This window comes from Methylobacterium oryzihabitans, from assembly GCF_004004555.2.
Lineage (GTDB): Bacteria > Pseudomonadota > Alphaproteobacteria > Rhizobiales > Beijerinckiaceae > Methylobacterium > Methylobacterium oryzihabitans.
This window is the reverse complement of sequence record NZ_SACP01000009.1, coordinates 100,165-121,035: the sequence shown is the minus strand read 5'-3', so window position 1 is coordinate 121,035 and position 20,871 is coordinate 100,165. Positions and strand designations below refer to the sequence as shown.

The 20,871-nt window shown below is 67.5% G+C and carries 21 protein-coding genes; 8 read left to right on the top strand and 13 right to left on the bottom strand.

Translation table 11 applies throughout. The features are described from left to right. Window positions 1–49 precede the first annotated feature (49 nt). Both EOE48_RS29160 and EOE48_RS29155 read left to right on the top strand, forming a co-directional pair. Complete coding sequence (locus tag EOE48_RS29160; RefSeq protein ID WP_187371383.1) at window positions 50–223, top strand: hypothetical protein; 174 nt, start codon at window positions 50–52, stop codon at window positions 221–223. Between the two features lie 577 nt (window positions 224–800). Continuing rightward, window positions 801–974 (top strand): hypothetical protein, encoded by a 174-nt coding sequence (locus EOE48_RS29155; RefSeq protein WP_167350030.1) that lies wholly within the window; start codon window positions 801–803, stop codon window positions 972–974. A 172-nt stretch (window positions 975–1,146) separates the two neighbouring features. Here the strand turns inward: EOE48_RS29155 and EOE48_RS11150 are convergent, their stop codons facing one another. The 3 genes from EOE48_RS11150 to EOE48_RS11140 are packed head-to-tail and all read right to left on the bottom strand — an operon-like array spanning window position 1,147 to window position 3,624. Then, window positions 1,147–3,147 carry a type IV secretory system conjugative DNA transfer family protein gene (locus EOE48_RS11150; RefSeq protein WP_127728908.1) on the bottom strand — a complete coding sequence of 667 codons (2,001 nt, stop codon included), beginning with the start codon at window positions 3,145–3,147 and terminating at the stop codon, window positions 1,147–1,149. Continuing rightward, entirely contained in the window at window positions 3,144–3,347 is a 204-nt protein-coding gene (locus tag EOE48_RS11145; RefSeq protein ID WP_246154148.1) for a conjugal transfer protein TraD, read from the bottom strand. Before EOE48_RS11145 ends, EOE48_RS11150 begins: the two co-directional genes overlap by 4 nt. Beyond that, window positions 3,325–3,624 (bottom strand): TraC family protein, encoded by a 300-nt coding sequence (locus EOE48_RS11140; protein ID WP_127728906.1) that lies wholly within the window; start codon window positions 3,622–3,624, stop codon window positions 3,325–3,327. The genes EOE48_RS11145 and EOE48_RS11140 overlap by 23 nt, the downstream gene beginning before the upstream one ends. 524 nt (window positions 3,625–4,148) lie before the next feature. On the opposite strand from EOE48_RS11140, the gene traA reads away from it, so the two are divergent. The 4 genes from traA to EOE48_RS11120 all read left to right on the top strand — a co-directional run bounded on the left by traA (window position 4,149) and on the right by EOE48_RS11120 (window position 10,613). Continuing rightward, window positions 4,149–7,889, top strand: coding sequence for a Ti-type conjugative transfer relaxase TraA (traA, locus tag EOE48_RS11135; protein ID WP_127728904.1), 3,741 nt, complete (start codon window positions 4,149–4,151; stop codon window positions 7,887–7,889). 221 nt (window positions 7,890–8,110) lie between these two features. Further along, on the top strand, window positions 8,111–8,398 hold the full coding sequence (locus EOE48_RS11130; protein WP_127728902.1) for a hypothetical protein: 288 nt from the start codon (window positions 8,111–8,113) through the stop codon (window positions 8,396–8,398). After that, window positions 8,395–9,696, top strand: coding sequence for a Fic/DOC family protein (locus tag EOE48_RS11125; protein ID WP_127728900.1), 1,302 nt, complete (start codon window positions 8,395–8,397; stop codon window positions 9,694–9,696). Before EOE48_RS11130 ends, EOE48_RS11125 begins: the two co-directional genes overlap by 4 nt. After that, window positions 9,693–10,613, top strand: a complete 921-nt coding sequence (locus EOE48_RS11120) for a hypothetical protein (RefSeq protein WP_127728898.1) — start codon at window positions 9,693–9,695, stop codon at window positions 10,611–10,613. Before EOE48_RS11125 ends, EOE48_RS11120 begins: the two co-directional genes overlap by 4 nt. An 84-nt stretch (window positions 10,614–10,697) precedes the next feature. On the opposite strand, the gene EOE48_RS11115 is transcribed toward EOE48_RS11120, so the two are convergent. From EOE48_RS11115 to EOE48_RS29830, 9 genes are read right to left on the bottom strand one after another with little or no spacing between them, the layout of a single operon-like run. Continuing rightward, complete coding sequence (locus tag EOE48_RS11115; protein ID WP_245238640.1) at window positions 10,698–11,105, bottom strand: hypothetical protein; 408 nt, start codon at window positions 11,103–11,105, stop codon at window positions 10,698–10,700. Between the two features lie 14 nt (window positions 11,106–11,119). Next, window positions 11,120–14,107: a hypothetical protein gene (locus EOE48_RS11110; RefSeq protein WP_127728896.1), complete on the bottom strand. Its 2,988-nt coding sequence runs from the start codon at window positions 14,105–14,107 to the stop codon at window positions 11,120–11,122. Further along, a complete protein-coding gene (locus tag EOE48_RS11105; RefSeq protein ID WP_127728894.1) occupies window positions 14,104–14,589 on the bottom strand; it encodes a hypothetical protein in 486 nt (161 codons plus the stop codon). The genes EOE48_RS11110 and EOE48_RS11105 overlap by 4 nt, the downstream gene beginning before the upstream one ends. Window positions 14,590–14,605: 16 nt before the next feature. Further along, the gene (locus EOE48_RS11100) at window positions 14,606–14,860 is read right to left on the bottom strand and encodes a hypothetical protein (RefSeq protein ID WP_048432323.1); all 255 of its coding nucleotides are present in this window, start codon (window positions 14,858–14,860) and stop codon (window positions 14,606–14,608) included. After that, the gene (locus EOE48_RS11095) at window positions 14,860–16,161 is read right to left on the bottom strand and encodes a DotG/IcmE/VirB10 family type IV secretion system protein (protein WP_127728892.1); all 1,302 of its coding nucleotides are present in this window, start codon (window positions 16,159–16,161) and stop codon (window positions 14,860–14,862) included. The genes EOE48_RS11100 and EOE48_RS11095 overlap by 1 nt, the downstream gene beginning before the upstream one ends. A 9-nt stretch (window positions 16,162–16,170) precedes the next feature. Beyond that, window positions 16,171–17,268 carry a DotH/IcmK family type IV secretion protein gene (locus EOE48_RS11090; protein WP_127728890.1) on the bottom strand — a complete coding sequence of 366 codons (1,098 nt, stop codon included), beginning with the start codon at window positions 17,266–17,268 and terminating at the stop codon, window positions 16,171–16,173. After that, window positions 17,265–17,921: a DotI/IcmL family type IV secretion protein gene (locus tag EOE48_RS11085; RefSeq protein WP_048432321.1), complete on the bottom strand. Its 657-nt coding sequence runs from the start codon at window positions 17,919–17,921 to the stop codon at window positions 17,265–17,267. The genes EOE48_RS11090 and EOE48_RS11085 overlap by 4 nt, the downstream gene beginning before the upstream one ends. Beyond that, on the bottom strand, window positions 17,918–18,187 hold the full coding sequence (locus EOE48_RS11080) for a hypothetical protein (protein ID WP_127728888.1): 270 nt from the start codon (window positions 18,185–18,187) through the stop codon (window positions 17,918–17,920). Before EOE48_RS11080 ends, EOE48_RS11085 begins: the two co-directional genes overlap by 4 nt. Before the next feature lie 3 nt (window positions 18,188–18,190). Continuing rightward, window positions 18,191–18,655 (bottom strand): thioredoxin domain-containing protein, encoded by a 465-nt coding sequence (locus EOE48_RS29830; RefSeq protein WP_246154145.1) that lies wholly within the window; start codon window positions 18,653–18,655, stop codon window positions 18,191–18,193. A gap of 626 nt (window positions 18,656–19,281) precedes the next feature. On the opposite strand from EOE48_RS29830, the gene EOE48_RS11070 reads away from it, so the two are divergent. Together EOE48_RS11070 and EOE48_RS11065 are read left to right on the top strand one after the other, a co-directional pair. After that, window positions 19,282–19,593 (top strand): hypothetical protein, encoded by a 312-nt coding sequence (locus tag EOE48_RS11070; protein ID WP_127728886.1) that lies wholly within the window; start codon window positions 19,282–19,284, stop codon window positions 19,591–19,593. Continuing rightward, complete coding sequence (locus tag EOE48_RS11065; RefSeq protein WP_048432318.1) at window positions 19,593–20,165, top strand: hypothetical protein; 573 nt, start codon at window positions 19,593–19,595, stop codon at window positions 20,163–20,165. Before EOE48_RS11070 ends, EOE48_RS11065 begins: the two co-directional genes overlap by 1 nt. 19 nt (window positions 20,166–20,184) lie before the next feature. Here EOE48_RS11065 and EOE48_RS11060 read toward each other — a convergent pair whose 3' ends face one another. Continuing rightward, entirely contained in the window at window positions 20,185–20,706 is a 522-nt protein-coding gene (locus EOE48_RS11060) for a hypothetical protein (protein WP_127728884.1), read from the bottom strand. Between the last annotated feature and the right edge of the window lie 165 nt (window positions 20,707–20,871).

Sequence of the window (20,871 nt, the reverse complement as noted above, 5' to 3'; positions counted from 1 at the left end):
GGGGGCGCATCGCGCCGGGACGGTCCCGAGCGCCAGGGAGACCAACCCGATGCTCCTCTCCACCAAAATCCCTCAGACAGGTCTTCGCGCGAACCTCCAGGCGATCCTGGCCTCAATGAATGCGGAGATGAACTCTCTCACCGACCTTGCCGCGCGGCGGGTCGTGGCGGAATGCCTCGAGGAGGTCCAGGCCGCGAACGACGACCTCCCACCGGGGGCCTAAACGAGCCGCCACGAGGGTCGGCATGAGCTGACCCTTCGCCGTTTTCGGGAGAACGAGAAGCTCGGCTTTAAGCGGTAACCGGATCGTGGAGGTATCGGCGTCAGGCTGGAAGCGCTCCTCCCCGGCGAGGGCAGCCTTCCTGGTCAGGCCGCGAGGCTGGAGGCGTCCGGAGTGGGCGCCATCACGAGCGGCGGCGGCGCGGTGGAAGGCGCCCTCCCGCGCCAAACTGGAGCAGCGGCGAGGGTCACGAGCCGGCCACCGCGCCCCATCCGGCAAGCCCGGCGTCCGGTCGATCCGCCCCAAGCGGAACCGGCGGTGAAGCGCGGCGCCGACGTTCGCCACAGCGTCGGACCGTCCCTACACGATGGCGACAAGGGAACAGACGGCGTCTCCGCCCGCAACCGTCCGGCCAGACGATTTTCCCCTGCCGCTTCGCGTCATTCCTCGCGAAACAAAATCGTCAGTCCGGCCGGTCCTCCGCTGCGCTCCGGCCCCTGCGGGGTGCAGGCGGAGCCGCCGCCTGTTTGGGGGGTCGCATCGCGCAGGGACGGTCCCGAGCGCCACAGGAACCCAGCCTATGCCGCGCCCCACCTCGACCCTCCCCGCCCACGCCCGCTACGCCCTCGTGACCCACGTTGCGGAACTCCAGGCCGAGCTGGCCTCCATCTCCTGCCCGCGCGAGCGGCGCACCATTCAGGCCGAGTTGAAGGCCGCCCAGACCCGGGTCGCCCAGCTCACCCCGGAGGGCTAAAACCCCCTCCTCCAGGGCCGCCCAACGGGCGGCCTTCTACCCCGGAGATCGGGGTGCCTTACCCTGGTTCGTAGCGCGCGGGACAAGCCTTCGGCGGGCACCCGTTCGGGCGCCCGCCGAACCGTCCGATTGGACGGGTTTCGCCGCGTCCGGCGACGCGGCGAGCGGCCCGTCAGGCCGCCTGTTGGCTCGCCTCAATCTCGGTTCGGTAATCATCCGCTTCCTGGCTTTCACGAGCGAAGAAGCGGTTCTCCTTGACGAGCTTCTTCATGTCGTCGCGTCGGAAATAGATCGCGCGTCCGCAGCGGATCGGCTCGATGCCCGGCACGCACAGGATCTGCTCGTCGCGCCTCATGGTGTTGATGATCTCATCGGGCATAATGAGCGCCCGTTTGTGGAGCGAGGTCGAGGCCGACACGCTCACTCCGCCCGAGCCCTTGCCGCCCGAACGAGCCTGCTGGCTGAACGAAATGGTCTCCTGCGTGAAGTACCCGCAGCGCTCCGACAGCGCCTTGGCCGTTTCGACGTCGGTGACGGCCGAGAAGCTCTGCCACGAGGTCGACTCGAACCAGGCCGAGACGGCATCCTTGTCGCCCCATTGCTGGCGAAGCTGGCCCAGCGCCTGGTACACCATCACGAGCACGATGCCGTACTTGCGGCCGGCGTCGCGGGCGACCTCGAGCAGGCTCATGTTGCCGAGCCGTGCAGCCTCGTCGAGGATAAATGCGACGCGGTCTTTCACCTCACCGTTGGCATGGTAGAGCGCGTTCATCAGCCCACCTATGATGACCCGGGCAAGGCCCGGGTAATCCTGAAGCGTCTGAAGGTCGAGCGCGACGAACACGTCGATATCGCTCTCGACAAGGTCGAGGCTGGAGAACTTCCCGCCCGAAACGATGGCGGCGTATTCCTTGAACGACAACCAGTTGGTGAGATCGGCCGCGGTGGCGTAAACGCCGGAGAATGTCTGAGGCGTCATCGACTTGAACGGGCCCAGCGCCAGCGCGGCAAACGAGTCCTTTTCCTCGGCCCTGAGGATCCGGCTCAGGTACTCCAGGAAGTCAGGCTCAGCCTGCGAGATCAGCTCGCGCAGGGTGCGCAACGTGCGCGGCCGGGTCGCATCGAAACCCCGGTTGAGGCAGATATGGGCGAGCACCCCGCGAATGAGTTGGAGCGCCGAGTTTCGGAAGAAGTCGTTGGGATCGGCGCGCTTGACCTGGCCGGTGGCGATCCAGCCGACCACGGCGGCGATGTCCTTCTCGGCTGAGTTCTCACCCCGCCCGATCCAGTCGAGCACGTTGAACCCGCTCTTGGGATCCGTCGGCGTGATGCAGAACACCCGCCGACGGTTGCTCGGACCACGCATCGTTTCTCGATACTCGGCGAGCATCGGATGCAACTCGGTCGAGGGGTCGAGGACGACGGCATTCCAGGGGCACGACAGCAGCATCGGGATCACGGTACCGGTGGTCTTGAACCCGCCCGATCCCGAGAAGATCAGCCCGTGCCCAGAGCCGAGATCGGCATTGAACCCCATCAGCGGTTTGCGCCCGCCGGAGCCCCACGTCCTGCGATCGCCTGGCTTGAAGATCCGCGAGGTGTTCCTGGGGTCGAGATCGGGCCGGTACAGCTCTCCGAGCACCAGCGCACCATCCTCCGGAAACAGCTCACCGGCGAGCTTCATCGGCGCCCATTCGGCGTCGCCATGGGCTGCGGATTTCGACCGGACCGGCTTGCTGTAGCCGCGCGTAGTTTTTCGGACCCGGACCAGTGACACGACCGGCGCGATGAAGGCGACGAAGCCCGCAAAGCACACCGCGCAGAACAGCGGGATGTCAGCCTGGCGGAGCAGTGCGCGGGCGTCGGCTCGCGGGTTGAGCGCGCTCAGACGAGCAATTTCCTCGCGGACCGTCCAAGCGCAAAGAGCGATCAGGAACAGCGAGGACAAGCTTGCGACCACGCGGCCGCTGTCGCCGGCCCGGGTCAGGCCCGAAGCGGCAAACAGCACCAGTGCGGGGAACGCCACGGCGGCCACCCGCATGGCGTGGGCCATCATCGTGTGGCCCGGTTCGATGACGTAGAAGGCGCCGACCAGCGGGGCAAGGAACAGGCTGAACGTGAGGTGCAGCGCCAGGCCGATCGCGACGACGATGACCCCGTTGATCCACTTCATTTCGTGAACTCCTTATCCCCCAGGCGGGCGAGCCGCTCTTCGACGGCAGGGTCGCGAATGCGCTCGCGGCCCTCGACCAGCAGACCGAGCAGCACGTTGGTCGGGATGTCGGCGAGCCCGGCTTTGACGATCAGGCCGCCGAGCTTGATCTTCTGGTGCGCGTCCCGCGTGCGCTCCTCACTCCGCTTCAGCACCAGCATTCTCTGGAGCCGTTCGAGCTCTGCGACCTCTCGTTGCCGTGGGCTGCGCCACCTCCGGGTATTCCGTACGAAATCGCGCCACCAGTTCCTCGAAGGCCTTGGTCAGAACCTCCTCGGGAATGGCGATCGAACCGAGACCGGCCTTCATCGCCAGGCCACCGATCCGCGCGGCCTCGGCCTTGTCATGTTCGGTGAGCTTCTTCTTCAGCGCATCGATCGAAATGGTGAGCTGCTGGATCTCGCCGAGGATCGCCTCGCGCGACTTTGGTCTGGCCATGGATGCTCCGTTCCCATTCGGTTGGACAGCACTGGTTAACATCCGCAAAATGAATGGGAAACGCTGCGTCAGAACGCCGAAGCGTTATCAGGCTCGGGACGCGAGGACCCGTGGTCCCAACGTCACACTTTCCGCGATGTTAGACTTAGAATGGCGTGGGGTGGCCCAGTCGGGTCGCCGATCATGAGCCGGACGATTGACCTTCGGCGGCCAAGGTTATGGCCGAGCTTCAGGCCTCTCCTCTCCCCTTCCGGCGGCGCGACCTTCGCCGGAGCGCGGAGGCCAGTTCGATCGGGCCTCCCGTTCCCGTTGCCCTGATACCTCCGGCGATCGCGCCCGCAGGAAGGGCGCGCTGGCCGGCTTTGCCGGGCAGCAGGTTCCGGCCCCGCAGGGGCCTCTCTTAAGCGGAACTACGGCGCGAAGCGCCTCCGCAAAGTCCCCTGAGTTTTACGAATGGGCGCACTTATGGGGAAATTTGCATTTCCCTGCGTTAGCTGGTATGGCCAAGCTCGGGTAACCCTCGCATGGCCATCTATCACCTCTCGGCTCAGGTCATCAGCAGCGGCGCCGGCCGGAGTGCCGTCGCCTCCGCCGCCTACCGGCGCGCGGCCACCATGACCCGCGAGCGTGACGGCAAGGTCATTACCTACGAGGGCAAGCAGTTCGTCGCCCATACCGAGCTGAGCTTGCCCGCAGAGGTTCCAGCCTGGTTTCGCACCGGCATCGACGGCCGCAGCGAGAACGGAGCTTCGGCCTATCTCTGGAACGCCGTCGAGCGGAAGGAGGGGCTGAAGGGCACCGGGTTCGCGATGGAGATGAACATCGCGCTGCCGAATGAGCTGACCTTGGATCAGAACGTCGCCCTTGCCCGCGATTGGGTCGAGGCGGAGATCACGGCGAAGGGCTACGTCGCGGATTGGGCCCTGCACGACGCGCCAGGCAACGCGCACATCCACGTCATGGTCCCGCTCAGGATGCTGACCGAGGACGGCTTCGGTGCGAAGTTCGACTTCGCCCGCGATCGCGCCGGCAACGTGCTCTACCGGGAGGACGGCAAGCCTCGTTACGAGCGCCTAGCCGGGCCGATGAAGCACCTCGTCCCCTGGCGCCGTTCGTGGGCGGAGGTGACGAACACCCACCTCGCAGCCGCAGGCTTGGACCTGCGCATCGACCATCGATCGCACGTCGAGGCCGGCATCCGGATCGAGCCGACCGAGCACATCGGCGTCCAAGCCTCCAACCTGCGCGGCACCGTCTCCGATCGGGTCGAGGAAGAGAAGCAGAAGCGCATCCGCAATGCACAGGCGATCATCGCCGATCCGGACAAGCTGCTGCCGATCCTCTCACGCGAGAAGTCGGTCTTCGACGAACGCGACATCGCCCGCGCCGTCTTCCGCTACATCGACGACCCGGCCGCCTTCGAGGCGGTGCGGCTCAGGCTCGGCCAATCCCCCGAACTCGTCGCGGTCGCCGAGGAGGTGTTCGATCCCGAGAGCGGGCACGTGGTGTCGCCGGCGCGCTGGACCACGAGGGCTCTGCTTCAAGCCGAGATCCTAATGCAGGCGGCGACCGGCCGGCTTTACGCCGATGCCGGTCACAGGGTGTCACCGCAGGCGCTCGAACGAGCCATTGCGGCCCGCCCGGAACTGTCCGAGCAGCAGCGTGAGGCGGTCCGCCACGTCACGGCGCCCGAGCGGATCGCGGCCGTGGTCGGGTTTGCCGGCGCGGGCAAATCGACCACGCTCGGCATTGCCCGTGAGGCCTGGATCGGTGCCGGTCACGCCGTCGTCGGCGGGGCGCTCGCCGGCAAGGCGGCTGAGGGGTTGGAGCAGAGTGCAGGGATCGCGAGCCGCACGTTGGCATCATGGGAACTCGCCTGGAAGCACGAGCGCGACCTGCTGAAATCCGGCGACGTGTTCGTGCTCGACGAGGCCGGCATGGTCGCCTCCGAGCAGCTCTCGCGGATCGTCCAGGAGGTGGAGCGGCGCGGCGCCAAGCTGGTCCTGGTCGGTGACGCCCAGCAGCTCCAGCCGATCGAGGCCGGCGCCGGCTTCCGGGCGATCACCGAGACGATCGGCTACGCCGAGCTCTCCGAGATCTGGCGTCAGGTCGATCCGGCGATGCGGCGGGCAAGCGTGGCCTTTGCCAGAGGCGAGGCGGCCGCGGGACTCGGCGTTTACAGCGAAGCCGGGATGGTGCGGTTCTCAGCCGATCGCGAGGGCGCGCGCGAGGCCCTGATCGCGGCCTGGAAACCGGACTACCTTGGCCTCAAGCCTGACGGTAGGCCGGCCGAGACGCTGATCCTCGCCCAGACCAACGTCGACGTTCTGGACCTCAACGCCTTGGCGCGTTCGGCGCTCAAGGCCGACGGGATGCTGGAGAATGAGGCCCGGTTCATCACGGCACGCGGCGAGCGGATGTTCGCTCCCGGCGACCGCGTGCTGTTCCTCGAGAACGATCGCCAGCTCGGCGTGAAGAACGGGATGCTCGCAACCGTCGAGGCCGCGTCGAGCGGCCGGCTCACGGTCAAGCTCGATCGGGCCGGCAGAGGTGACGGCGAGCGGATCGAGGTCCACGCCGAGGTCTATCGCAACCTCGATCACGGCTACGCGGCCACCGTCCATAAGAGCCAAGGCGCGACGCTCGATCGGGTCCACGTGCTGGCCACGCCCGGCATGGATCAGCATCTGGCATACGTGGCGATGACGCGTCACCGCCACACCGTCATCCTCCACGGTGCGCACGCCGACTTCATTCCGGACTGGCGCAAAGCCAAGCTCGGAGCGGCGCCGTCACGGGGCGTTCTCGATGCGGCTGCGCTCGACGGCTTGTCGCGCCGGTTGTCGCGGGACGGTTCGAAAGCCTCGACCCTGGATTACGTCGACGAGGCCGCTTTCCGTGAGGCCGCTGTCGCGCTGACGCGGCCGCCGGAGTCGATCGACGGCGAGGCGGTCCGGGGCCGCGCGAGCGATCTCCCGCTGCTTGATGGCAAGGGGATCGCCAGGGATCTCTCGGCGCTCGCGGGTCGCCTCGAGGCAGACGGTGACGCGGCTGCGATCGGCCCCGACCGGAAGCCCGATGCCAGCGTCACCGACCCATCCGGCTCGCCAGCCCTGGCCGCGCTCGATGCGGCTCTCGCCCGGCTGGAGAACGCGGAAACCGACGTCGCCGACCGGGTGCGGCCACAGGATTTGCGTGCCCTCGCCTCGGCCTTCGCGGAACGCCGCGGGCTCAACGGTCACGCGGCCCTCACACCCGCGCTGGTGAAGCGCGCGCGGTCGATGATCGTGACGGTCCAGGTGCGCTGGCGCCGCCTGCATGGTGCGGCCGTTCGTCTTGCCGCCGCCTGGCAGGCACTCGCCTCGACCCGGCCCGCCGTCGTCGAGAACGTTCCGCTGAAGACCCGAGAGCCTGCCGCCCAAGCGATCCCGCTCAAGCCATTCCTCGCTGCCGTTCCCTTCGACAAGACCGCCGTCGATGCAGCCCTCGCATATCGCGTCGATCCGGAGCGAGATCTGAAGCAGGAACTCGCCTCGCTGCGATCCTCGATCCGCACGGCGGTCAAGGATCCCGCAGGCCTATTCAAGGCGATCTACGCCCAGCTTCGCACGCCCGGAAAAGGCTACACCTCGCGCATCGACGAACTGCTGGCCGACCCGGAAACCTATGGCGGTCTGCGGGGCCGCAAGGGCTGGTTCGTGCCGAAGCCGGAGAAGGAGGAACGCGAGAAAGCCGTGGCGTCGTATGACGCCATCAGAGGGGCCGCCATCAACCTCAAAAACCAGTATTCCGCCGAAATCGAGAACGCACGTCCGGAGGAAGTGCGATACCGCCGACGCATCGCGATCGAGGTGCCCGGCTTGTCGCCGGCCGCCTCGGCCGCGCTGGCTCAGATTGCCCGTACACCGGGCTCGGACCCACGGGCCTTCGATGCCGTCGTCGCGCGGTCTGTTGCGACGTCCGAGCAGCGGGCGGAGATCGAGGCATTCGCGAGCGCCGTTGCCCGCCGGTTCGGCGCCACCGGCGCGATCGGGCATTCGCCGGACAAGGGCCTCGGCCCGGCGCAGTGGCTCTCGAGCGAAGAGCGCGAGATCCTGTCGGGCGGTGGGTTCGTCGCCTCCTACCTCAAGGAGGGGAGCCTGGATCACCTGATCGCCACGGTCCTGCGCCGCGAGCTCGACCAGCGCCTCGACGTGCAGCCTCAGCAAACCCTGGAGCAGGGCAAGGAGCTCGACCGTGACCTTGATCTCGGGTTGACGGTCTGAGGCCCCGTTATTTCCTGGATCGGCTCCTGAAACTTGCCCGTTAGAACTATCTCCGGTCTCCGCTGTGACGCCTACGACACGCGGTCCGTATTGGCGCCGCGGCGACTATGGGTAAGGGTAGGAGAGAGAGGACAGCCGAGAGTTTTGGCCGTCTGAAGGACGGATCGAGAGTCGCTGCCTGCGAGCCGGACCGGCCGGGCTAGAACCGAGGAACCGCACCCATGAGTTTCCGCGACCTGCCGGCGCTGGTGACCCAACGCCAGGACGCCCTCACCCTGCTCGAGGCTCTCGCCACGGGCGTCGACGAGCGTGAGTTCGCCCCCTTCGTCATCGCGCTGATGTCCCCCGAGGATGAGCAGGCGGCAGCCATCATGCTCGGATCGGGCAACGGGATGTCCTTGCGCGTCCAGCTCGGCGCGCTCCTCGCCGGGGCCGGCCTCGTGACCAACGACGAGGTGTTCCAGGCCCTCGATGCGCGCCGGGCCCGAGCCAAGGGAGCGGTGGCGTGAGCGGCGATCCCTACGTCTACGAGGGCACCGATACCCTCAGGAACAACGCCGGCATCCGGGATCCCGAGGCCCTGGCCGAGCGCGAGCAGATCGTCTCGTTCCAGGCCCTGCGCCAGATGCTCAAGGAGCCGGTGCTCGGCAACTTCGACCAGGCGCATTTCGCGGCGATCCATAAGCGGCTGTTCGCTGAGGTCTACCCGTGGGCGGGCGAGACCCGCACGGTCGAGCTTTGGAAGCCCGAGATCGTGCTGAACGGCCGCAGCGTCGCCTACGCGCCGCCGGCGCAGATCGACGGCCTGATGCGGTCGGCCCTGTCGAGCTTGGCACGCGAAGAGCCAGGGAACCTGAAGGACAGCCGGCCGGCGATCCGCCTGGCCCAGAACATGGCGACGCTGTTCCAGGCCCACCCGTTCCGGGAGGGCAACACGCGCACGCTGCTGGCGTTCATGGAGCAGTACGCCCGCCACCATAAGCAGCCGCTCGACCAGGCCCTGATCAACCGGGTGCCGAGCGAGACCCGAGACAAGTTCGTGCTGGCCACCCGCGGCCAGATCCAGCCCTTGGCGGAGATGGTGCGGAATGCGCGGTACTCGGAGGAGCAGCGCGCTCATCCGGTCCTCGGCCGCCTGTCGGCGGAGGCGTTCGAGGCGACGCGGCTGATGGGTGCGCCGCGCATCGTCCTGCCCGAACCCGGCACCCAGGTCCGGGGCCAGGTGGTCGCCACGAGCTACCACCACGCCCTGGTGCGTCAGGACCGCGAGATTGCGGCGGTGCCGCTCGCCTCGTTCCGGGTGATGCCGGAGAACAACGCGCGCGTCGACGTGCGGGTGCTGCGCAGCGACGAGGGCCTGGACCGCAACCAGCCGCGCGAGGAGGTCGCGCGAAGCCAGGTCGTGGGCCGGGTGCTGATCCCGGCGAGCTACCTCATGCTCTCCGGCCAGCGACCCGAGGACGTGACGCGCAACCGCATCGAGATCCCGGGTCCGAGCCCGGCGCTTGCCGAAGCGCTGAAGACCCGACCGGCCCGGGAGATCGTCGCCGACCCGGGGCTGGCCGCCGAGGTGCGCCAGATCGACAAGAGCCTGATCGAGCGCTTCGGGCGCGAGGGCTCAGCGATCCTGGTCCAGGGCAGCGACACCGAGGCCAAGAGCCTCCTGCCGAAAGGTCAGGATCTTGAGCAAATCCGCGCCGTCCTGAAGCCCATGATGGACGTCCTGGTGGCCGACGATCGTCAGCAGACACTCGCCCAGCAGAAGACGCTCGGCCAGGAAGAGCCTCAGCTCGGACGGTCCGTATGAAGGCTTTGCATCGCAAGCCGGTCGAGTCGATCTCGGCCGGACCGATCATCACCCTTGCCGTCGTCTCCCTCTCGACGATGGGCGTTCTCAGCCTGCTATGGTGGACGTTCTCTCCGGTCCTCGGCCGGATGTATGCCGCCCTGCGGCTGCTCGAGAGCGCGACCCTGTGGCGGTTCACGGGCTGGGGCCGGTACTTCACCGGCACGCCGGCGGGCGAGCCGTTCGCGTTCGTGTCGATCTACCAGTCGAGTGCTCCCTTCGGCCTGGTGGCCGCCCTGCTCACGGCGCTCATCGGCTTCCTCGCGTGGCGCAAACGCAGCCGGGACCACATCGAGAAGCTCATCACCCTTCCGCGCCAGGGCTTCGGAAAGGCGGAAATCATCAGTCGGTTCGTTCCGGCCGACCGGCTGGTGCGGCCGGTGCCGCTGGTCGACCCGGACCAGGAGACGTTCCCAGCCCAGCCGGACGTTTCCAACCCTCTCAAGGGGGTCCGCGACCTCCTCAATGCCAGGGCCGTGGAGACGGTGCTGGACGACATTCCCTGGCACCTCGCCGGCGCCCTCTTCCTGACGATCGACGCGGTGGCTCCCCTCGCCGATCGCAAGGCCCGCGAAGCCGTCCTGAAGGCCGTCAGGGCTGCCGCAGACCGCCACGCCGTGAATCCCCTGGCAGAGCACCCTGCCGCCCTCCTGCCGACCCTGTACGGCGCCCTGCTCCAGGCGATCACCGAACGGCCCGGCCGGAGTGACGCTCCGCTTTTCCAGGTTCATGCCGTGCTCGAGAAAAAGGAGGACCTCGCCTCGGTCGTCTCGGCGCTCGCTGCCGCGGCCCTCGCGGCGCACAGGCTGCATTTCCCGGATTACACGTGGCTTCGCCACGTCGATCCAAACTTGCAGTCTGCGATCACGACCTACTGAGGTCGCTCAATAAGAAGCGCCGAGCGGTGGGCCCGCTCGGCGCTGTCGTCGTGTCACGCTGTACCGGCCGGGTCGACCGTCAGGTCAGGTGCCGGACCCGGTCATGTATGTGGTGACGACGCCGATGATGACGCCCAGGATGGTGACGCCGGAGCCGACGACGATCCCGGCGATCGACCGGCCGCTATCCTCGCGGGCGTTGTCGTCCTGCGACGACTTGTAGAGCTTCACGCCCGAGATGCCGGCAAGGCCGATGCCGATCACCGCGAAGATGATCGAGATGACGATGCCGGCGTTGTTGCCGCCCGTGGCGATCGACGACGCGTTGAGTGACGAGCTCGCCGCCTTCGAGCGCGAGTTCTTGAGAAATTCGATCGGCGCGGACGGATCGCCCGAGGTGCCGCCCGTCGCCTGAGCCAGGGCCGAGACAGTGCTCCAGCCCATGACCGTCGCGGTCGCGAGCGCGTGGTAGTACATATCCTTGAAGTTCATGGAAGCCTCCATCGTCATGCTGCGGTTCTGGATCGGCCGATCTGGGGCTGAGCTTCGCTCATGATTTCCCCCAACACTTGATCGACGATCGTCTTTGCGATCCGGTCCTCACCGAACCGCGCAAGCGCGGACATCCGGCTCCACGTCTCGATGGCGGTGCCATCGGGAAAGCGGGAAGCGAGGATGCGCAGCGCATCGTTGACCGCCATGCGGCGGTACAGCTCGTCGCGCACCAGGCGGTCCTCCGCCTTGGTGGTCAGGGCCCACAGCATCCGGGGCCCGAGCGAGTTGTTCAGAATGATCCAGCGCTCTTCCTCGCGCAGCTTGAACCGCGCCAGCAGGTTCGCGCCGCGCCGCCCCTGCGGGCCGTGCACCTGGCGCTCGAGCGCGGACTTCACCGCCTGATCGAACCCGAAGGTCTTGCGCGCCTGCTCGCGGATCTCGTTCGAGTCGGCGTTGAGCACGAGCACGGTCGAGGCCATGTCGGCCAGCGTGTCGAAGTCGGCGAGCAGCTGCGAGACCAGGATCAGCTCCAGGCCCCACTTGCGGCCCTCGCGGGCGTCCGACTTCACCTGCCGGGCGATCGTCTCGACGCCGCCGGTCAGGTGGTACTCGTCCATGCACAGCCGCTTGGGCGTCTCCGCCACCTCGGCGTAGCGCGCCTCCCAGTACCGGACGTATTCCGACCTGATCTTGTCCTCGGGAGGAAAATCCATCTTCGCAATTTCCTCGGCAAAGCCGGAGATCTTCGAGAGATAGACGTGTCGCGCGATCATGAACATCAGCGCGTTGTTGCGCTCGGCCTCCGGCGACTTGTGGCGCTGCGCCACATCCTGGAGATCGATCGACACCACCCGGGCCTCTCCGAGGTCGAGCCTCGTCGGCCGGGCGAAGATCGGGAATTTCTCGATCGCGGACTCGAGCGAGCGCTGGACGTGGCGGATCAGCTCGGCAGGGAAATCCTGCACCATGATCGGCTCGGCGAGTACCCGGGCGAAGTCCTCCAGCACCGGCATCGCGTAGCGCTGCGCGCGCTGCGCCGCGTTGAAGAGCCGGCGCTCGACCAGCGCGTCGACGATGCTCCACCACCGCGCCTTGTCGGGAACAGCGATGCCGAAGTCGTGGATGATCCGGTCGAGCTCCGGGTCGACGTCGGGCTGGTAGACCGCCGGCGAGGACGAGAACTGGAGGTCGCTCTTGAGCTGGAACACCCGCGAGATCAGGCGCGGGACCAGGAGCGCTACTTCCGGGTTCGACACGTTGAGGAGCGTCGTCAGGAAGTTCTCGATGAAGCTCCTCTCGCGCTCGAGCGGCATGCGCCGGCCGAGCCCGAGGTCGAGGAAGTTGACCGCGTAATCCGGCGTGTTGAGGAGCCGCACGTAGTACGCTTCGTGCCGCCGCTCAGGGGGGAGCGCGTTGCGCACCAGCTCGATGAACCCCGACGAACTGACGCCGACGTCGATGACGGCGAGGAACGGCAGCGCCGCGCCGGCCGAGAACGCCGCGAACTCGACGTTAAGCCGGTTCATCAGCACGCTCTTGCCCGAGCCGGGCGTGGCGTAGATCAGCGTCAGCCAGAACAACTGCTCGGGCGACAGCGCCTCGTAGGGCACCGGCTTGCCGTCGGGCGTGACCAGCATGCTCTGGCCCTGCTTGAAGATCGGCGCCGTGCGGTGGAACGGCAGCAGGGCGGCGAGGTCGCCGAGCGGCGCGATCGAGCCCGGCGGAACCTCGGCCTGGACCGTCATGCCGGCCACCGTCTCGCACAGAGCCCGCAGCGGGTTGTGGGGCGCATCGGTCATCACCGCCTCGCCCCAGGTCATCATCCCGCTCATCAGGTACGAGCGGCGCCGCTCCAGTAGCCCCGGATCCTCGCCCGGCTCAGTCCAGGTCGTGGCGATCACCCGACCCTTGACGATCGCCTCGCCGTCCTTCTGAACCACTTCCTCGAGCTGGCGCAGCGCCCGAAACAGGTTCTTGTTGCTCGGGCTCGCGAAGGCGAGGAGGCCGGCGAACACCTTCCTGAGCCGGAAGCCGACATCGGCATCGCGCAAAGCCTCGAGGTGGAAGCAGACCCGGAACGGCATGTCGGCGGAGCGCGACGAACTCTCCAGCAGCGAGTCGAGCAGCCGGTTGAATGGCAGGATGGTCGAGGGGAACATCCGCATGACCGCGAGCGCGTAGCGGCGCCCGCCCATGTCCAGCGCCCGCATGTTGCTCGCGGCCTGCGCGTTAGAGGTCATGATCTGGCGCGCGACGGTCGGCGTGAAGAACTCGCTCACGTCATCGTCGTGGCGCTCCTTGGCGCCCGGGTAGCGCCGGGTGCCAGGTCCGTAGGGCGTCCAGCCGTCGGGGGTCTCGTGGTAGAGGACCGCCGCCCGGATCTGCTCGAGGTCGCGCCGACGCCCCTTGTCGTCGGGAGCCAGGATCCGGCCCTGCAGGCGGGCCTCGCCGAGCGCCTCCACCACCCGACGTACGAACGCGGCGTGGACGCCGTCGAGGGCGCCGAGCCGCAGGTAGGGGTTCTGCGCGTCGCGGGCCGGGGGCAGCTCCTGCCAGGCCTTGCGGTTGTCACGTCGCTCGCGGCGCACCTCCTCGGGCGTACCGGCCGTCGGGCGGGTCCAGGCGGCGAGCAGGATCGTCTCGGAGCGCGCACGCTCCTCCAGGACGGTCCGGCCTTCCTCGATCAGCGCCTCGACCGACAAACCCTTCTGGCGGGAGCGCCGGCCCTGGCGCTCGACGAAGGGATCGATGACCTTGGCGGTGTTGAGCGAGGACTCGTAGGAGATCGTGATCTGGTGCCCCGGCCGCTTGAGGATCTGCGCGATCCCGCCGGCGAAGCGCTCGACGACGTTGACGAGGTAATCCTCGGCCGAGACGATCGAGCGGATGCCGTCGATCTCGATCAGGGTGAGCTGCGACCCGTCATGGGCGTAGACCACCGCCTCCTCGCGCTCCGGGTCGAAGCCCGCCAAGTCGCAGAACTTGTCGGCCGTCCTCATTGGACACCCCGCAGGATGACCGAGAATTGGTAGACGGGCACAGCGAGCGCGAAGAGCCAGGCTCCGAGCAGTCCCGGGATGATGCCCCGCATGAGTGGCGCCGGGCGGACGTGCAGAGCGCAGAAGACCTGCGCGAGGGCAAACACCATCGCGGCGCAGGAGAGCATGATCGACGCCGGGTAGTAGGCGTAGATCAGCGGCAGGGACGTGATCGCGCCGTCGAGCCCGCGCGTCAGGCTGTCGTAGAGCAGCCCGGTCAGGAACAGGCAGCCGCCGCCCGCCACGCCGCAGAGGTGCAGGATCCGGCGCAAGCTCCGGTCCGAGCAGACCGACACCGACCAGGCGCGCGCGGCCACGACCGCGTAGCAGCCCGCCGCGAGGGTGAGCGCGATGGCCGCCTTGCTCACCACAGGATAATGGTCGAGGTAGGCCGCCGCGTTGACGGTCAGGTTGTCGATGAGGTGCCAGGATCCGTCGTTCATCGCGTCAGGTCCTCCCTCACTCGGCGAAGTAGAAGGAGAATTGCGCGATGATGATCGTGGGGATCGTCATGGCGCAGCCGATCACCCCGGCGACGATCCAGTTACCCGCCGTGCCGTCGCCCGAGTTGTTGGCCTGGTAGACCCGCAGCATTGCGTAGCCGGTCAGGAAAATGCCGGTGACGGCCGTGAGCACGACCACGAGCCAGGCCAATGTCGGCACGAGGTCGATCAGGCCGCGCAGGACGTCCGCGACTCCCTTCGAGCCACCCATCACGGCTTCCTCACGTAGGAGATAGGCAGGGTCTCGGGCCGGTAGCTCGGACCAAAGGCCGGATCGGGCCCGTAACCGGTGCCGGCGCCGACCAAGACGCGAGCGGCGTCGAGCGGCACCACCACCGGCTGGAGGAAGACGATGCCTACGGGGAAGTTGGTCGGGCTCGACAGTGTCGGCGGCCGGCTGAAGCTGCGCGCCGCCGCCGCGGTCAGGGCCTGGCCGACCGGCAGCGCGGCGCCGAGGCCCGCGGTCAGGTAATCGACGTTGCGGCCGGACTGGACCGCAAAGCCGTTGCCGACCACCGTCTGGGTGTTGAGCTGGGTCAGCTGCTGGCCGACCTGGCCGACGCCCTGGATCAGGCCGGCGATGACGAGGCCGCCGTAGCGCTCGAGCACGTGGTTGTCGACGTCCTCGGCGACGCCGGTACGGGCCTGGTCGACCGTGATCGCGAGCGCCTGCATCGGCCCCTGGCGGCCGTCCTGCAAGATCATGGTCGAGAACCGGATCGAGGCCTGCGTCTGCGAGTAGACGATCTGGCCGAGCAGCCGGATGCCGTTAAGCGGCCCGGGCTGCTGGCGCTCGTCGAGGTCGACGATGGTGGCGAAGATCGGGGCTGCCGGGTCGTCGGAGTTGAAGCCGCGATCGAGCACCGCGTAGGCGACGTCGCCGGCGCGCGCCACGGTCGCGTGCCGGATGCCGGGGCCGAACGGGCCGACCGGCACCGGCGCTGCCGCAGCGGCCGGGCGCGGCTCAGGCGGCTTTGGCCGGTCGCCCTTGCCGAAGGAGCGCACGAGGAACCCGCCAGGGGTTGGCTTCAACAGCGCCTTGATCTGCTCGTTGATCGCCGCGACCTGCTCGGGATCCGCCGTCGGCTGGACCGGCACGTCCCGGTACACGGTCTGGATGACCGGACGATCCTGGTAGATGATCTTCTCCACCACCTTGGGCTCCGGGGGCGGCTCCGGCGCCTTCGGGACCGGGTTCTCGTCAGGCAGATCGCCCATCGTCGCGCCGCGCTTCTCGGCGATCACCGTCGGCGCCACGTAGGGCTTCCCGGCGCTGTCCTTCTCGTCCGCCGCCTGGCGGTTGACGCCGGCGCGCCGGTCGGCCTCGACCTTGCCGACGGGACGCATCATGTCGTTCTGTGGACTAGGCGTCTGTCCGCGGATCTCGGAGGCCAGCCCGGCGCCCTGGTCCGTGCCGGGCGTGTCCTTCAGAACGAAGGCGGCCGAGCCGAGGGCGAAGACGAGGAGCGACCCACCCAGTGCAGCGGTCGCTTTCGGAGACAGCGTGGCCATTATCCCCTCCTAGAATTCGATGGTGATGGCGGTCTCGGCTCCGTCGCCGCGCTCGGCGACGAGGCGCGAGGCCGGGCGGAGGAACTCGTAGATCCGGTAGCCCCCCGACGCGTCGGCCGAGGCGACCGGCTGCGGGCTGACGAGGTCGCCCTGGACGCGCACGTACATGCGCTCGCGGTAGAGCCAGGCCTGCGCCCCACCGGTCGCAACGAGCTTCTGCGCGCCCGTCGGCGGCGTGCCGGCGCCGAAGAGGTGCAGGAGCGCCGTGGTGTCGATCGGGGCTGGCCCCCGCGGCGGGCCGGGCGGACCGGCCTTGCGAACAGGGGCGCTCGCCGTGACCACCTTGACCGGGGTGAGCGGCGAGGTGCCGGCGACCCGCACTGTGACCGGAATGTCCACCGTCTCGCTCTGGCCGGAGAGGACCATCAGCGGGATCGGGTAGGGCACGGCCTCGAGGCGGATGAGGATGTTGCCCCAGGTGTCGTACCGGCACGGCATCAGGTTGATCGAAGTTGGCCTGTCGGCGCCCGCCCCGGCCGGGACCTGCGTCGCCCCCAACGTGGTATCCTGGCCGCAGCCGGTGCCGTCCTGCGCAAACAGGCGCGGATCGTAGGCGACCGAGGCGATCGGCCAGGGCGCGCCCTTCGCATCCACGAAGGTGATCGGGCTCACGACCCCGTAGGCGAGATGCAGCGTCTCGGGCGCCGAGCGGCTGACCTCCTGCGTGACGGTGAGGAGCCGTGGCTCCGGCCGCGGCATGCGCCCGTCGCGGCCGGGGAAGTTGCCGGCGCCCTGCGCATCCTGGACCGCCCGGCGGACGTCCTGGATCTCGCCGGGCTTGAGGATCATGCCCTGGGTGCCGCCGATCATGCGCTTGCGCAGCTCTTCGAGCTCGGCCGGGGTCAGGGCGCGCGGGACGGGGGGCGGGGCCTGCGTGGGGACAACGACGGGACTAGCCGCAGTGGCCGGCGGCACCCCGGCCGGCCGGCGTACCGTCTCGCCCGGGGGCTGGAAGTTCGGCGGGGCCGGCTGCCCGGGGGCTTGCGCCACCGCGGCGGTCGCCCAGACGGCAGCCACGGCGAAGCCAGAGGCCAAAACGCGCTTCATGGCCCCACCTGATTGGTCAGTTGCTGCGTCGAGATCACCGAGTCGATCGCGATGCCATTCGGGTTGATCGGAGAGGGGTCGATCCGCACGATCGTCATGGTCAGAAGACGCCGCTCGACCCGCGTCTCGACGTTCGTGCGATAGAAGATCTGAAGCGGAACCTCGACGCGCCAGTAGTAGCGGCCCGCGAGCTTACCCTCTTCCGCCACATTGGCCGGGTCGGTCGTCACGGCCGAGACGGTCTGGTAGCCCGTCACGACTTTCTGGATGATGCCGCTCTCTTGCAGAGCCGCCCGGTAGCGGTCGCGCCCCTTCGGCGTGAACGACTGGCTCAGCGCGTTGTTGATGAGCGCGCGCCAGTTCGCGTAGTCGTAGGAGTTCAACTGGACGGCCGACGAGACCGCGAACTCCTTCAGCCGCGCCTGGCTGATATTCGGCTCGGCAAGCGGGATCGCCTCGCAGACGGCTTGCGCGTCCGAAGTCCAGATGAACTGCTTGACCGGAAACCGGATGAACGCGTTGTAGAACAGGAGCGCGTTGACCGTGAGCGACAGCAGCAGGAACAGCGACAGCAGCAGGATCCACTGCCACTGGTTGCGCAACATCATCCGGCCGGCGTCGACCTCTTGGGCGATGTGATCGGCCGATTTCATGACTGCGGCTTTCCCGCCGTCGGCGGTGCCACGATCTTCACCTCGCAGCCGAACACGCCGCCATCGGCGACGTAGGGGATCACCTCGGCCCGCTTGATCGACAGGTAGGCGAGCCACATCATCGCCATCAGCGAGGCGAAGACCGCGCCGGCGAGGAACGACGAGGCGCGCGAGTAACCCTCGATCCGGTCGGCGAGGGCCGAGGGCGACAGGCACCCGCCCGCCGAGGGCAGGCTGAACGCCCCGATGGAAGCTCGGCGGGCCATCCGTCAGCTACCGGCCAGGACGGCGCGCAGCTTGGCGTCGTCGCCAGCCTCGTAGCCGACCATGATCGCGAGCCGCCCGTCGGGCCGCGGCACGAACATCGTCGGTACGCCGGGACGCAGGGCCGGTGAGGCCGCGAAGATCGAGGCGAACGCCTCCCTGTTCTCGGCGAGCTTGGCGGCGGTCTCGGCGCTGACCTCGCCCGCCTTGCCGCCCTTCGTCTCGAACGCGGCCTTGAGCGCCGCGACCCGATCGGTGGCCGAGAGGATGCCCGCCGCCATGCGGTTGCCGCCCTCGGGATCGCCGAGGACTACAACCGGTACCCAGCGCGCCGCGATCTGCCCATGCAGGGCCGTGAATGCAGCGTGGCAGTACGGGCAGCGCGGATCGAAGAAGATCGTCGCGAACTGACCCTCCGGCGTGCCCGGGGGCGCATCGACGACTGCGGCGAGCTTGGCCAGAAGCTCCATGACCGGCCTCGCAGCCTTGGGATCCTCGATCGTTGCGTAACTCACGGTCCCAGCCTGCTGCGGCACGGGCGCAGGCACGGCTGCCGGGACATATGTCCGAGCAACCGTAGGGGGTGTGATAGCAGGCGCTAACGCAACCTGTGGGGCGGGCGGCGGCGCAGGAGCTAACAAATTGGCAGAATTAGCAGGATTGGCGGGAGAAGAATTGTTCTGTGAAAGCGCTGCCAAACTGGGATTTTGTTCCCGTGCCACGATCTGAAGCGAGACAGGCTGCCAGTTGTTAGACGTTGCAAGATAGACACAGGCAACGAGAGATCCGGCCCAGGCCAAGTGTTTTACTGCGTTCTCCATGCCAGAACCGCCCCACCAGAGTCATTGACGTTCGTGTTGGAGCTCTTATTGCGAAGAATGATACGACGTGTCAATTAAGGCCCGAGCCTATCGTAGCTAAACGATGCCGATAGAGGAGAACCATGGCGCGCCAGACACGCTCATTCGTGTGATAATGACTGTTATTCGTCGTGGTACGCTGTAACATGCCGCATGTTATCGAGTAATACTCGGCGTCAGGGGTTGCAGTAAGGCCCAGGCAAGCGTCCCGGCTAGATCGAAAGGGTTAAGCAGAAATGGCCGAGAAAAGCTTCGTTAGGAACTGGTTAAGAAATGCAACCCTCGCGGCTGTACTCTCAACCGGTATGCCAAGCCTGGTGGTCGCCGCGCCCGATGCCGCAGCAGCTCCCGAGCAACAGAAAAGAAACAGATCGAAATTCGAGTATCACGATGGGAGTGCTGAGGAGAAGCGGCCATATCGCCGGCCAAATCCCGACGTTGACCCAACGAATTTAAGATACGAGGAGCTGATAGCGCGCATCAACGCGCTTGAGGAGCGGCTTGAGGCGCTGGAATATCAGTCAAAGTTTTCGAAAAGGGTTCAGTGATGGCTGTGCCGGACCTCGGCAGCGTCCTCGTCTCGTTGAGCGAGGTGTTCCCGCTCGTCGTCAACCTGGTGTTCCTGCTGATCGCCCTCCTCGGGGTCGTGTACGGAACAGTCGGCCTCTACGGCCTCTACGGCGTCGCCGCCGGCGAGCACAAGTTCACGAACCGCCCCGTCACCATCGACGGCGCCATGGGCAAGCTCGCGCTCGGCAGCGCGATGATCGTCGCGCCGGTCCTTTTGTGGAAATTCGCCAACTCGTTCGTCTTGGGCGGCGACATCACCTACAGCATGTTCAACTACGGCTCGACGCCACGGTCCTCGACCTGCGAGGATATCAAGAGCGCGATCACATTTTTCTTCATGATGTTGGGCTCTTTCGCCTGGCTGATCGCCGGGATGCGGCTCTACAACGCCACGTCCGGCCAGCACGGCGCCGGCCCCGGCTCCGCCGCCCTGTATCTTGTCGGTGGGACACTCGCCTTCTTCATCAATGACGTGGCGAGCCTCGTCGGCAACACGATCAAGATGGACGTGTCGCTGTCGAACGTCTGCACGATGATCGGCGGGGCCTGAGACGATGCCGCCCCTCCTCTCACGGCCGATCGCGGCCGAGCAGGCCGCTCAGCTCGGCGGCCACGAACGCGCCGAGTGGCGCGCGGGCCTCGAACAACCGACCTCGCTCGAGCTGCCAGGCGCGGTAGCGCTGCACGAGCGCGCTTGCCAGCACCACGGTGCACAGGAGCATGGCGCCGAGCAGCGTGAGCCAGGAATGGGCGAGGATCGCCCAAGCCGCCGCCAGGACGCCGATCCCGACCGCGGCGAGGAACAGGACGAACGCCTGCCGGCGCGCCTCGTGCGCCAGGTCGCGGACGTCGGCCCCTTCCAGCGCGAAGGTGCGACCCATCTCGGCGAGCGTGAAGGTCGCCCCGCAGGTCGGGTCGTCGCATTTGCGAAGGTTGGGCGCTTCGGGATCCCCGATCAGGTGCCCGCGCCGGCACACCGGGCAGGCAGCGTGGGCGCCGCCGAGAACGGTCCCGGTCATCGCCGCGAAGGTGCGGTGCTCCGGCCCGACCCGACGCGCGAGCCGCGCCGAGAGAAACGATCCGATCCCCATCGATCCAGTCCATCAAGGGTGTTTCTTGGATGGAGCTTGTGGAGCAATCGGGGTCGTAACGGCAATACAAATATTAGTAAAAAATATCGGGGCTTCGACATGGACCATTCTCGCATTCGATATCTAGTTCGATTGGCGATCGTGCTTCTCGGCATGTCCGTTCTG